Annotated in this window: 10 protein-coding genes; 7 read left to right on the plus strand and 3 right to left on the minus strand. The window is 62.7% G+C overall.

Features of this window, described 5'->3' with window-relative positions; all coding sequences use genetic code 11:
• Positions 1-111 (plus strand): IS3 family transposase (locus IOD17_RS14670; protein WP_233686017.1); only part of this gene is annotated, 111 nt, incomplete at its 5' end.
• Positions 112-158: 47 nt separating this feature from the next.
• Here IOD17_RS14670 and IOD17_RS14675 read toward each other — a convergent pair.
• Both IOD17_RS14675 and IOD17_RS14680 read right to left on the minus strand, forming a co-directional pair.
• On the minus strand, positions 159-1,430 hold the full coding sequence (locus tag IOD17_RS14675; protein WP_233685808.1) for a sensor histidine kinase: 1,272 nt from the start codon (positions 1,428-1,430) through the stop codon (positions 159-161).
• Positions 1,420-2,103 (minus strand): response regulator transcription factor, encoded by a 684-nt coding sequence (locus tag IOD17_RS14680; protein WP_233685809.1) that lies wholly within the window; start codon positions 2,101-2,103, stop codon positions 1,420-1,422. The genes IOD17_RS14675 and IOD17_RS14680 overlap by 11 nt, the downstream gene beginning before the upstream one ends.
• Before the next feature lie 107 nt (positions 2,104-2,210).
• Between IOD17_RS14680 and IOD17_RS14685 the strand changes: the two genes are divergently transcribed.
• The 5 genes from IOD17_RS14685 (at position 2,211) to IOD17_RS14705 (ending at position 7,094) form a co-directional block, all read left to right on the plus strand.
• Positions 2,211-4,169, plus strand: a complete 1,959-nt coding sequence (locus IOD17_RS14685) for an LTA synthase family protein (RefSeq protein WP_233685810.1) — start codon at positions 2,211-2,213, stop codon at positions 4,167-4,169.
• Between the two features lie 41 nt (positions 4,170-4,210).
• The gene (locus IOD17_RS14690; RefSeq protein WP_233685811.1) at positions 4,211-4,945 is read left to right on the plus strand and encodes a phosphatase PAP2 family protein; all 735 of its coding nucleotides are present in this window, start codon (positions 4,211-4,213) and stop codon (positions 4,943-4,945) included.
• Entirely contained in the window at positions 4,945-5,580 is a 636-nt protein-coding gene (locus IOD17_RS14695; RefSeq protein ID WP_233685812.1) for a tyrosine-protein phosphatase, read from the plus strand. The genes IOD17_RS14690 and IOD17_RS14695 overlap by 1 nt, the downstream gene beginning before the upstream one ends.
• A 3-nt stretch (positions 5,581-5,583) precedes the next feature.
• Positions 5,584-5,961 carry a hypothetical protein gene (locus IOD17_RS14700; RefSeq protein ID WP_233685813.1) on the plus strand — a complete coding sequence of 126 codons (378 nt, stop codon included), beginning with the start codon at positions 5,584-5,586 and terminating at the stop codon, positions 5,959-5,961.
• Positions 5,962-6,047: 86 nt separating this feature from the next.
• Positions 6,048-7,094, plus strand: a complete 1,047-nt coding sequence (locus tag IOD17_RS14705) for an alpha/beta hydrolase (protein WP_233685814.1) — start codon at positions 6,048-6,050, stop codon at positions 7,092-7,094.
• A 485-nt stretch (positions 7,095-7,579) separates the two neighbouring features.
• On the opposite strand, the gene putA is transcribed toward IOD17_RS14705, so the two are convergent.
• The gene (gene putA, locus IOD17_RS14710; RefSeq protein WP_233685815.1) at positions 7,580-11,521 is read right to left on the minus strand and encodes a trifunctional transcriptional regulator/proline dehydrogenase/L-glutamate gamma-semialdehyde dehydrogenase; all 3,942 of its coding nucleotides are present in this window, start codon (positions 11,519-11,521) and stop codon (positions 7,580-7,582) included.
• Between the two features lie 515 nt (positions 11,522-12,036).
• Between putA and IOD17_RS14715 the strand changes: the two genes are divergently transcribed.
• Complete coding sequence (locus tag IOD17_RS14715) at positions 12,037-12,324, plus strand: hypothetical protein (RefSeq protein WP_233685816.1); 288 nt, start codon at positions 12,037-12,039, stop codon at positions 12,322-12,324.
• The last annotated feature ends 71 nt before the right edge of the window (positions 12,325-12,395 follow it).

The following is a 12,395-nucleotide window of genomic DNA, read 5'->3' on the forward strand; positions in this document are numbered from 1 at the left end:
TTCGATTACATCGAGATGTTTTACAACCCCAAGCGACGACATGGTTTCGCTGAGAAGCTGTCACCGATAGAGTTCGAACGTCGTTATTTTCTGAGGCAGGATGGTCTCTAGAAAACCGGGGCCTATTCACCATCCTGTTCTGCGCGCGGCCTGGATGGCTACTTATCCGTCGTCAGCACCACACGGAAACAGGTGCCGCCTGCCGGCAGGTTGCTCACGGTAATGACCCAGCCCTGCCGGGTGCAGATCCGTTTGACCAGCGACAGCCCCAAGCCCAGGCCCTCGCCACGGGGCTGGATACCGCGGACAAAGGGCTGGAAGATGCTTTCATGCTGCTCAAGCGGAATCCCCGAGCCGCTGTCCTCCACACGCAACCCCGCTGGTTCGAGCACCAGGCGCACGAAGCCCTGCTCGGTGTAGTGCAAGGCATTGCGCAGCAGGTTGCTAACCACCGTGCTGAGCAGGGTCGGGTTGTATAGACCACCATCCGCGCCTTCGTTGATGAACTGGAAATCCAGCCCCTTGTCCCTGAGCAGCGGCCCCCAGCGGTTGGCTTGCTCGCTGGCGATACTCGCCAGACTATTGCTGGGGGCCGGGGCACAGGCATTGGCCTTGTCACGCGCAAGTTGCAGAAAAGTCTGCACCAGCTCACGCATTTCTTCGCTGGCGCGGCTGATGCGTTGCAATTGATCGCGCTCACGTGGCCCCAGCGGGCTTTCGGCCAGCAGCTCGCAGGAGCTGGCGATCACCATTAGCGGGGTGCGCAACTCATGGCTGACATCGCTGGTAAACAACCGCTCGCGCTCCAGAGACTGGCGCAGCTGGCCCAGGGTGCTGTCGAAGGCATCTGCCAGCTGCCCCACTTCATCGTCCGGATACTCCGGAGCAAGGGCCGGCGCCAAGGGGTTGAGCTGGTCGCGATGGCGCACCTGACGGGCCAGGCGGGTAATCGGCTCCATGACCTTGCGCGCCATGATCACACCCAACGCCCAGGCAGCGATCACCGTCAGCAGAAAGCCCGCCAACACCACATCGAACAGGGCCTGTTCACGCGCCTCGAACTCTTCCTGCTGCTGCACCAGCATATAGGTACGGCCATTGAGTTCATGGGTGTAGACATAGAGCGCCTGGTCGCCCTCCATGACTTCGTTGAAGCCCAACGACAGCCCGGCAAACTGCTCGGGAATAGCATAGTCGGCCAGGTCGGAGGCGAAGAAGCGCGTCGCCGAGTCCAGCCGGGGCGGTCGGCCCTGGCTGATATCGGCATGCAGCACTTCGTTCAACTCACGGCTCAGCTCCTGCGACACCAGGTGCTCTTCAATAAAGTGCACCACCGCCACGATGCTCAGGGAGAACAACCCGCTGACCAGGGTGGTCATCAGCACGAAGGCGATCAGAATGCGCCGCGCAAAGGGTTGTTTAGAGACCATTGTCCGGCTCCGCCAGGCGGTAACCAACGCCATGCTGGGTATGCAGCAACGCCGTGGCGAATGGTTTGTCGAGCACCTGGCGCAGTTGGTGGATATGGCTGCGCAGGCTGTCGCTGTCCGGGCAGTCATCGCCCCACAGCGCCTCTTCGAGTACTTCACGGCGCACCACGGCCGGGCTTCTCTGCATCAGTACTGCCAATAGCTTGAGCGCCAGCGGGTTGAGTTTGAGCGCCTGACCGGCGCGGCTGACATGCAGGGTATCGAGGTCATAGAGCAGGTCAGCGACTTTCAACTGACGTTTGCGACTGCCTTGACTGCGCCGCAGGATGGCCTCGATGCGCGCCACCAGTTCAGAGAGGGCAAAGGGCTTGATCAGGTAATCATCAGCGCCCACCTGCAGGCCCTGAAGGCGGTCGTCCAGCGCATCGCGGGCGGTCAGCATAAGGATCGGCACTTCGTTGTGGCCGTCTTCACGCAGGCGTTGGCAGACCTGATAGCCGTCCATGCCGGGTAGCATGATGTCGAGCACGATCAGGTCGTAATGGCCGGTGGTCGCCAGGTGCAAACCGCTCAGTCCGTCCTGCGCGCAATCGACGGTAAAGCCTTTGAGTTGCAGGTAGTCCAGCACATTGGCAAGGATGTCACGGTTGTCTTCGATGACCAGAATTCGCATCGTTGGCTCTCTATTTCGGGGTTTAACGCTTTTTTCACAACGCGTTGACGCGCGCCTCACAGGCCCACTCACAGACTGCGGCACGTTCATCCAACAAGGATCATACGATGCCTCAACTCTACTTCGCCCAGCTGCGTTATCTGTCCATCATTGTGCTCGCGTGGCTGCTGGTGTTCTTCCTGACCCGCAGCGTATTGCTGGTCAGCCACCTGGGCGATGCCCACGGCAACCTGCTGCAACTGAGTGCGGTGTATGCCATCGGCCTGGTCTACGACCTGGGCTTTCTACTCTATGCCACTTTGCCCTTGGCGCTGTACCTGTTCCTCTGCCCGCCCAGACTTTGGCGGCAACGCTGGCACCAGCGCCTGCTGTTCGCCCTGGTGGCGTTCAGTCTGTTTGTCATGCTGTTCACTGCCGTGGCCGAATGGCTGTTCTGGGATGAGTTCGGCGTGCGCTTCAACTTCATTGCCGTGGATTACCTGGTGTATTCGGAGGAGGTGCTCAACAACATCCTTGAGTCTTACCCGATCTACCCGCTGCTGGCCCTGCTCGCCCTGCTGGCAACCGCTGCCAGCATTGCCCTGCGCAAACCCGTGCAGGCCGCACTGGATGCCCCCCTGCTGACCCCATCGCGGGCCTTTGCCAGCCTGGCCCTGGTACTGCTACTGACTGGGCTGAGCAGCCTGACCATCGGCCAGGATGCACCACGCGGCATGGGCGGCAACACCTACCAGCGCGAGCTGGCCAGCAATGGTCCGTTCCAGTTCTTCGCCGCCTTTCGCAACAATGAACTGGACTACCAGCAGTTCTACAGCACCCTGCCCGCTGACCGCGTCGCCAGCCTGCTACGCGATGAAGTGCGCGAACCCAACGCGCGCTTTATCGGCAGCGACCCGCAGGACATTCGCCGGCTGATCGACAACCCAGGGCCGGCCAAAAAGATGAACGTGATACTAGTGACGATCGAGAGCCTGAGCGCCAAATACCTTGGCAGTTTTGGCGACACCCGCGGGCTGACTCCCAGCCTCGATGCGTTGCGCCAACACAGCTTGGCCTTCAGCAACTTCTACGCCACAGGTACGCGTACCGACCGAGGCCTGGAGGCCATCACCCTGTCGATCCCACCCACGCCGGGGCGCTCCATCGTCAAACGGATTGGCCGCGAAAGTGGTTACGCCAGCCTCGGCCAGCAGTTCAGTGCGCTCGGCTATGACAGCGTGTTTCTCTACGGTGGGCGTGGCTACTTCGACAACATGAACGCCTTCTTCGGCGGCAACGGTTACCGGACTGTCGACCAGAGCAGCGTGGCCGAAGCGGACATGGCCTTCCAGAACGCCTGGGGCATGTCCGACGAAGACCTCTACAAGCAAACGCTCAAGGTAGCCGACAGCGACCATGCCGCCGGCAAACCGTTCTTCCTGCAACTGATGACCACCTCCAACCACCGCCCCTACACCTACCCGAATGGACGCATCGACATCCCCTCAGGCGAGGGCCGCGAGGGCGCGGTGAAATACACCGACTACGCCATTGGCCAGTTCCTCAAACAGGCCCAGGACAAGCCCTGGTTCAAACAGACTGTGTTCGTCTTCGTTGCCGACCACACCGCTGGCAGTGCCGGCCAGGAAGACCTACCCGTGGCCAACTACCACATTCCGCTGTTCATCTACGCCCCGGCTCTGCTCGAAGCGCAAACCTTCAGCGCCGTGGCCAGCCAGATTGATCTGGCCCCCACCCTGCTGGGCTTGCTCAACATTGATTACAGCTCGACCTTTTTCGGCCGCAACCTGCTGCGCAGCGACCGCGCGCCTGGCCGCGCCCTGATCGGCAACTACCAGCACCTAGGCCTGTTCGATGGACAGAACCTGGCCATCCTCAGCCCCCGCCAGGGCATGCGTCGCCACGACGATGCTCTGGGCATCAGCCGCGAGTCCACGAGCAACCGCGAAGACCCGCTGCTACAACGCGACATTGCCTATTACCAGGGCGCCAGCCATGCCTTTGAGCAACACCTGATCACCTGGCAACCGACCATCTCCCCTGCCGAACAGTTCAGCAAACGTTAAGCCTGGCCGCGCACAGTAGCGACCAACAGAGGAGTGCCGTCATGGCTCACAGCCACACCCGCTATTTTGATTTTCGCCTCGCCCTGGGGATTCCCCTGGCTCTGATGGCACTGCTTTTACTGATCGACCCCAGCGGCCTGGATTTCGCCCTGGCGCAGCTGTTCTACGAACCCGGCCAGGGTTTTGTCGGTCGCCACAGCTTCTGGCTGGAAGACATCCTGCATGATCGCGCCAAACAGGCGGTGATCGCGCTCGGGGTCCTGGCCATCGGCGGCTTTCTACTCAGCCTGCTGCCCAGGTGGCAGGCGTGGCGGCGACCGCTGGGCTACCTGGTGCTGGCCCTGGCATTGTCGACCAGCATCATCACACCCCTGAAGAAACTCACCGGCATGCATTGCCCCTGGAGCCTTAGCGAGTTCGGCGGCACGCAAACCTTTAGCCCACTGCTCGGTGAGCGGGCACCTACCGACAAACCTGGGCGCTGCTGGCCAGGTGGCCATGCCGCGTCCGGCTTTGCCCTGTTCGCGCTGTTCTTCGTGCTGCGCGACCGCCGCCCCCGGCTGGCGCGCATTGCCCTGGGGTTCGCATTGGGACTGGGCACGCTGCTTTCCGCAGGGCGGATGATGCAGGGCGCACATTTTCTCTCACACAACCTGTGGACACTGCTGCTCGACTGGCTGATCTGCACCCTCTGCTACCGCTGGCTGCTCTATCGCCCGCAGCCAGCGACTACGGCGCTGACCATCGACCACCGCCTGCACGAGGGCCAAACCTGATGCGTACCCTGCTGAGCAGCCTGCTCCTGTTGCTGTTGCTGACCACGCCACTGGCCTGGAGCAACAGTGCTCCCCACACGCGGCCGGCCGCCTGGGCGACACCACTGGACGCCCGCCTGAACCTCTATCGCATGGACCAGGGGCTTTACCGCAGCGCCCTGCCACAGGCCGACGATCAGCCGCTGTTGCAGCAGCTGGGCGTGAAGACAGTGATCAACTTCTACCAACGCAGCGATGCGCAGTGGCTGAATGCTCCCGGCATCCACCAGGTGCATCTGCCGCTGCGCACCGACCGCATTGATGATGCCGACGTGCTCGCCGTCTTGCGCAGCATCCGTCAGGCACAGGCCTACGGCCCAGTGCTGATTCACTGCAAGCACGGGCAGCACCGCACCGGTCTGATTGCCGCGCTGTACCGCGTGGTCTACCAGGGCTGGAGCAAACCTCAGGCCCTGGCGGAAATGCGCGGCGGCGGTTTTGGCGGTGAGGAGCGCCTGGCCGATGCCGAAGCCTACCTCCAGGACGTCGATATCAACGCCTTGCACCGCGCCCTGGCCAGCGGGGCCTGTAGCACCAGCCCCTGGGCACTGTGCAGCATCAGCAGCTGGCTGAATCATCAACTGGCCTGGAGGTGAACCATGCCACACGTACCCACGCGCAGCCGTAAAGGCCTGTATTGGCTGTTGGCCGGACTGATCGCCAGCCAACTGCTGGGCTGCCATAGCACCCGCGAACAACTCACCGCAGAAGGCTACCCGGCACCGTTTATCGACGGTTTCGAAGCCGGCTGCAGCAGCGGTCGGCAAGCGGCCGGTGCCCTGCAACCCTTTCGCAAGGATGTACCGCGCTACCTGCAGCAGCCCGACTACGCCACCGGTTGGGACGATGGTTTCCGCCAGTGCCAGGCCAGCCTGGAAAGCGACCTGCAACGCCGCTGGCATGAACAGGACGCAGACGATGACGCCTGGCGCAACGCGGTCGATCAGGGGATGGCCAAGGCGCTGCGCGCCAAGTGAGCATGCGCTGAGCGCTATTCCACAGCATGGATTACAGCTAGGCTGAACACCCACCTCGTGCGGAGAACCTCGCCTTGCTGCCCCGGATGCCCACACTCTTCGCCGTCATGCTGAGTGCGCTGCTGACCGGCTGCGGCGCAGCCAAACCGCTGACACTGATGTCCACCCCGGTGATCTACTACCAGGCAGCCATCGACCCTTTCGCGCACTTGCCTGAGACGGAGCGCGTGCCGGAGGTGTCGGTGTTCTACGCCACCAACCGCGCGCCCAGTAGCAGCGGTTATGGCAATCAGGTCAGCGACCGGCTGCACCTGGGCAGCGCCAGCGTTCGCCTGGGCGGCAGCGACGACCTGTGGCCGCAATTGCGCAACGCATCGCTCAGTGAAACCCGCCCGCGTGAGCTACCGCTGAGCCTGCTGCAAGCCCGGGAAGACGCCCACTTGCCACTGCACAGCGCTAACACTGGGACACTGCCAGCAGACGTGCAGGCGTATATGGATACGCTCAACCTGCAGCTGAGCAAGGCGCGCGACAAGGAAATCATCCTCTACGTGCACGGGGCGAAGGTGGACTTCGCCAACGCCAACCAGCTCACCGGTGAGCTGGTGCATTTTGCCGGGCGCGACTTCGTCGGCCTGGCGTTTGCCTGGCCTTCGCACCAGAACATCCTGAGTTACCTGCTCGGCGTCGATGTCGAGCGCGCACGCCAGGCCAGCCACGCGCTCAGTCAGTTGCTGGAACTGCTGGCCCAGCATAGCCATGCCGAGCGCATCAATCTGGTGGCCTACAGCGCAGGCGGACGCGTCACCTCGTTGGCCCTGCAGGAACTGGCAGCCCGACACGCCGAGCTGAGCCGAACCCAGCTGCAAACGCGCTACCGCATTGGCGCGGTGGTCTTCGCCGCTGCCGATGTGCCGGAAGAACTGTTCGAGCAACGCCTGCCCGGTATCAGCAGGATCGCCGAACAGGTGATGATCACCGTCTCCGACCAGGACGATGCCCTGCAATACGCCCACCTGCTGATGCCCGGTGGCCCACGGATTGGCAGCAGTCAGGCCGAGGCCAGCCTGCATCGCTTCACCCAGCGTCAGCACCTGGACAACGTCAACCTGCTGGATGTGTCGGGCCGCTAAGCCGAGCGCGGGTTCGATATCGTCGGCCATCACTACTGGTATCGCCATCCCTGGGTCAGCAGTGATGTAATCCTGCTGCTGCGCACCAACCTCAGCCCACAGGCCCGCGCGCTATCGCCTGGTGATCATCCGGCGCTGTGGTACATGCAGCACGATTACCCGGTGGCCGTTCGCAACGTCACCCGCGAGGTGCTCAAAGGGCAGTGGTAGATCAGGCTAGAACCAGCGAGGAGAAACAGAAGGCGGCCGATGTGGAACGGAGCGGGTAGCTCCGTTCCTGCGCCGCCGGGTAGGCGAGCGCAGCGCATCGAAATGCCAGAAGGGAAGAAACGCATCGTACCGGGCGGGTAACCCTCCGTTGCCGGGTGTACGACGGGCGCTGCAGAGCAGCATCAGGCACCTGGGCAAGGTGCCTGAGGGTGAAGCCGGTGTTGCCAACCACCCCGGCCGGCGAACCAGTCGAGGTGGGATGCTCGTAGAACCTGTTAGCCGATGGTCATCAGGCTGGCGTTGCCGCCGGCCGCTGCAGTGTTGATGCTCAGGGCGTGTTCGATCAGCAGACGCTCCAGCGGGATATCGGTTTCGCCTTTGTGCAGACCATGCACACCGATGATTGCGCCAGGACGCTGAGCCGCCAGCTGGCAGACTTCGCGCAGCTGATCGGAATCACCGTGATGGAGGATGGCGTCGAACACCGTTTCGCTCTCGCTCCACTGGCTGAGCAGGCTGATGCGTTGCTGCACGGCCTTGGGCAGCGCGGCAAACAGCTCGCGGGTCAGCTCGCTTTCCTGCCACAGCACCTGGCAACCCACGGCCAGGGCCGCCGCCAGTTGCACCAGCAGGTCGCTGCGCTCGTCCGCCAGGCACAGCACGTGCTCACGCGGCAGCAGGCTGTAGCTGTTGCGCTCGCCAGTCGGGCCGTTGAGCATCTGCACGGTGCCACTCTGCGCCAGTTCAACGTATTGCGCGCTTAGTGCGCTCAGGCTCGGTTCATGCTTGGCCGCCCACTCCTGCAGCGCCTGGATCACCTTGGCCTGCTCGGCCGGACGCTGGCTTTCGCCACCTTCCTGCTGCAGCTGCTTGGCCACGGCATCCTGCGGACGGGTTGCCAGCAGGCGGTACATATACAGCGGGCCACCGGCTTTCGGGCCAGTACCAGACAGGCCTTCACCGCCGAACGGCTGCACGCCAACCACCGCGCCAACCATGTTGCGGTTCACATACAGGTTGCCAACCTTGGCGGTGTTGACCACCTGAGCGATGGTTTCGTCGATGCGCGTGTGCACACCGAGGGTCAGGCCATAACCGCTGTCATTGATCTGCTGCAGCAGCTTGCCCAGTTCAGCACGCGGGTAGCGCACCACATGCAACACCGGGCCGAAGATCTCGCGCTGCAGTTCGTCAAAGCTGTCCAGCTCGATCAGCGTCGGCATGACATAGGTGCCACGCTTGATGTCGTCAGCCACGGCGCGGGCGGTCTGGAATACCTTGCGGCCCTTCTCGCGCATCTTCTCGATGTGCTGGTCGATATTGCCCTTGGCTTCCGCGTCGATCACCGGACCGATATCGGTGCTCAGCCGCTCCGGGTTGCCCAGGCTGTATTCGGCCATAGCGCCCTTGAGCATGTTGATCACCCGATCCGCCACGTCTTCCTGCACACACAGCACGCGCAGAGCCGAGCAACGCTGACCGGCGCTGTCGAAGGCCGAGGCCACCACATCGACCACCACCTGCTCGGTGAGCGCCGAGGAGTCGACGATCATGGTGTTGAGGCCGCCGGTTTCAGCGATTAGCGGCAGGGTACGCCCCTGGGCGTCCAGACGACCGGCGAGGTTGCGCTGGATGATCCCGGCCACTTCAGTGGAGCCAGTAAACATCACGCCGCGCACGCGCTCGTTGCCGATCAGGCCGGCACCGACGGTTTCGCCACGGCCCGGCAGCAGTTGCACGGCGCCGCTCGGCACACCGGCTTCGAGCAGAATGCGCACGGCTTGCGCGGCGATCAGCGGAGTCTGCTCGGCCGGCTTGGCCAGCACGGTGTTACCGGCCGCCAGGGCAGCGGCGACCTGACCACTGAAGATCGCCAGCGGGAAGTTCCACGGGCTGATGCACACCACCGGGCCCAGCGGGCGGTGGCTGTCATTGCTGAAATGAGTACGTGCCTGCGCCGCGTAGTAACGCAGGAAGTCCACGGCTTCACGCACTTCGGCGATGGCGTTGGCGAAGGTCTTGCCCGCTTCACGCACCAGCAAGCCCATCAGTTGCTGCATTTCCGCTTCCATCTGATCAGCGGCGCGATCCAGCACAGCAGCGCGCTCGGCCGGCAGGGTCGACTGCCAGATCTGCCCGCTGGACACGGCGCAGAGCACGGCATTGCGCACATCCTGCTCGCTGGCCTCGTACACATGGCCGACGATGTCGCGGTGATCAGCCGGGTTGCGCACCGGCTGTGCGTCGCCCAGCTCAGGGGCATCACAACCGAGCAGCGGCATGGCCTTGTAAACCGTGTTGGTGCTGCTCAGCAGCGCCGAGGACAGCGAACCCAGGCGGTGTTCGTTGGCCAGGTCGATGCCTTCGGAGTTCAACCGGGCGTCACCATACAGGGCGCGCGGCAGAGCGATACGCGGGTGCGGCAGACCGAGGCCGCCTTCCTGCGTGGCCATCTGCTCGACCTGTTGCACCGGGTCGAGCACCAGATCCTTGATCGAGATGCTGTGGTCGGCGATGCGGTTGACGAACGAGGTGTTCGCGCCGTTTTCCAGCAGACGACGCACCAGGTAAGCCAGCAGGGTTTCATGGCTGCCCACCGGTGCGTAGATGCGGCACGGACGGTTCAGCTTGCCATCGGCGACCTTGCCCACCACCTGCTCGTACAGCGGCTCACCCATGCCATGCAGGCATTGGAACTCGTACTGACCGGGGTAGTAGTTCTGCCCGGCCAGCTGATAGATGGCCGACAACGAGTGGGCGTTGTGGGTGGCGAACTGCGGGTAGATGGCTTCCGGCACAGCCAGCAGCTTGCGCGCGCAGGCGATGTAGGAAATGTCGGTGTACGGCTTGCGGGTGTACACCGGGTAACCTTCCAGGCCTTCGACCTGGGCACGCTTGATCTCGCTGTCCCAGTAGGCGCCTTTTACCAGGCGGATCATCAGGCGATGACGGCTGCGCTTGGCCAGATCGATGACGTAGTCGATCACATACGGGCAGCGCTTCTGGTAAGCCTGGATAACGAAGCCGATACCGTTCCAGCCGGTCAGGGCCGGGTCGAAGCACAGACGCTCCAGCAGATCGAGGGAAATTTCCAGGCGATCCGCTTCTTCGGCGTCGATGTTCAGGCCGATGTCGTACTGCTTGGCCAGCTTGGTCAGACCCAGCAGGATCGGGTACAGCTCGTCCATCACCCGGTCGTATTGCGCACGGCTGTAGCGCGGATGCAGGGCGGAGAGCTTGATCGAAATACCCGGGCCTTCGTAGATGCCACGACCATGGGAGGCCTTGCCGATGGCATGGATGGCCTGCTCGTAGGACGCCAGGTAGCGCTTGGCGTCTTCATCGGTCAGCGCGGCTTCACCGAGCATGTCGTAGGAATAGCGGAAGCCTTTGCTTTCCATGTTGGTAGCGTTGGCCAGGGCTTCGGCGATGGTTTCGCCGGTGACGAACTGCTCGCCCATCAGGCGCATGGACATGTCCACGCCCTTGCGGATCAGTGGCTCGCCGCCCTTGCCGATAATGCGGTTGAGCGACGTCACCAGGCCGGCCTCGTTGTGGGTCGACACCAGTTTACCGGTGATCAACAGACCCCAGCTGGCGGCGTTGACGAACATCGACGGGCTGTTGCCGAGGTGCTGGCTCCAGTTGCCGTTGCTGATCTTGTCGCGGATCAACGCGTCACGGGTGGCCTTGTCCGGAATACGCAGCAGCGCTTCGGCCAGGCACATCAGCGCCACACCCTCCTGCGAGGACAGCGAAAACTCCTGCAGCAAGCCCTGCACCAGGCCCTGACGGCCGCCGGCGTTCTTCTGGTTACGCAGCTTCTCGGCAATGCCCATGGCCAGCTTGTTGCTCGCCTCGGCCATGTCCTTGGGCAGACGCGCCTGCTCCAGCAGCATCGGTACCGCTTCGGTTTCCGGACGGCGATAAGCGCCAGTAATCGCCGCACGCAGCACCGATTGCGGGAGGATGCTTTCGGCGAAGTCGAGGAACACCTGCAGGCCCTGCTCAGTCAGGTTTTCCACCACTTCTTCGCCCGCCACAGCGGCTAGACCGGAGTGCTCGGCCGGAGTCAGGCCACCCTCGATCTGCTCGAGATAATTGAAGATCGCCTGCTTGATCAGCCAATGCGGCGTGCGGTCAATCGACTGCGCAGCCTGCTTGAGGCGATCACGGGTTGCATCATCGAGCTTTACGCCAAGGGTAGTGGTAGCCATTGGTTTGTCCTGTTATGAGCTGAAGCACGGCAAAGAAGCACCGGGAGCAATGTTGACCTCGCCCGTCATGGCCCTGAAAAGTGACGATGACCGCAAGCGGGGCACAAAAAACTGGCGAGAGATTAAACCTCCAGAGGCGCAAGGTGCAACTAGGTGCAACCAAACAAAGGCCAACCTTAAGCAACCCACCAGCCACCCCATAACTCCATCTCTCTGCGGCAACCCTCAAGTCTGGCGCTGCCCGCAGGGAAAACGCGATCTGCCGAGGTAAAACGGCTGTTTTAAAAAAGCCTGCACCTTCCGACGACAGGTACAACTCATACACACAACATGGTTGCACCCAATTACTCAACCCGCCTATTTGAGCAAAGCACAACCACCCGCATTGCGCACAACAGCCGACGGAGTGCGCGCCAGCAACCGGCGCGCCTGGCGGTACAACCCAGACGATGGAGTGAATAGCCGAGCAGGCCAGTCTCAGGCTAAGCTCAGTGGGGAATCATCAGGAGATGGCCATGACCGCCAAGGAAGCGCAATTGACTGAATTGCTCAGTCTGTCGACCCGCACCCTTACGCATTTGAGCGCGGCCATCACGGCCATGTCGTTCGAGTTGCTGAATACCCAGGACAGCGCCGTACACGCCACCGCGCACAAGATGATCGAGCGCATGCTGGCCATCAACACCGAGCTGGATCGGCAGTGGCAGCTGGTCGGCGAACTGGTCGGCACCCCGACAGAACCCGGCAACAGCCTGGAGCAGGTGGTTCTGCAGAGCCTGGAGCCGGTCAGCGACGAACACTGACCCGCCGCCAGGCCAGCCCCATGTTGCGCACCACTGCCATTATCCTCGGCACTGACCAGCTCAACATCTTC

The sequence above is a fragment of the Pseudomonas anguilliseptica genome, from assembly GCF_021375795.1.
Taxonomy (GTDB): domain Bacteria; phylum Pseudomonadota; class Gammaproteobacteria; order Pseudomonadales; family Pseudomonadaceae; genus Aquipseudomonas; species Aquipseudomonas anguilliseptica_A.

Coding starts and splice junctions, on each gene's coding strand:
- IOD17_RS14675 (WP_233685808.1), bottom strand. CDS start 1,430: ATGGTCTCTAAACAACCCTTTGCGCGGCGCATTCTGATCGCCTTCGTG.
- IOD17_RS14680 (WP_233685809.1), bottom strand. CDS start 2,103: ATGCGAATTCTGGTCATCGAAGACAACCGTGACATCCTTGCCAATGTG.
- IOD17_RS14685 (WP_233685810.1), top strand. CDS start 2,211: ATGCCTCAACTCTACTTCGCCCAGCTGCGTTATCTGTCCATCATTGTG.
- IOD17_RS14690 (WP_233685811.1), top strand. CDS start 4,211: ATGGCTCACAGCCACACCCGCTATTTTGATTTTCGCCTCGCCCTGGGG.
- IOD17_RS14695 (WP_233685812.1), top strand. CDS start 4,945: ATGCGTACCCTGCTGAGCAGCCTGCTCCTGTTGCTGTTGCTGACCACG.
- IOD17_RS14700 (WP_233685813.1), top strand. CDS start 5,584: ATGCCACACGTACCCACGCGCAGCCGTAAAGGCCTGTATTGGCTGTTG.
- IOD17_RS14705 (WP_233685814.1), top strand. CDS start 6,048: ATGCCCACACTCTTCGCCGTCATGCTGAGTGCGCTGCTGACCGGCTGC.
- putA (WP_233685815.1), bottom strand. CDS start 11,521: ATGGCTACCACTACCCTTGGCGTAAAGCTCGATGATGCAACCCGTGAT.
- IOD17_RS14715 (WP_233685816.1), top strand. CDS start 12,037: ATGACCGCCAAGGAAGCGCAATTGACTGAATTGCTCAGTCTGTCGACC.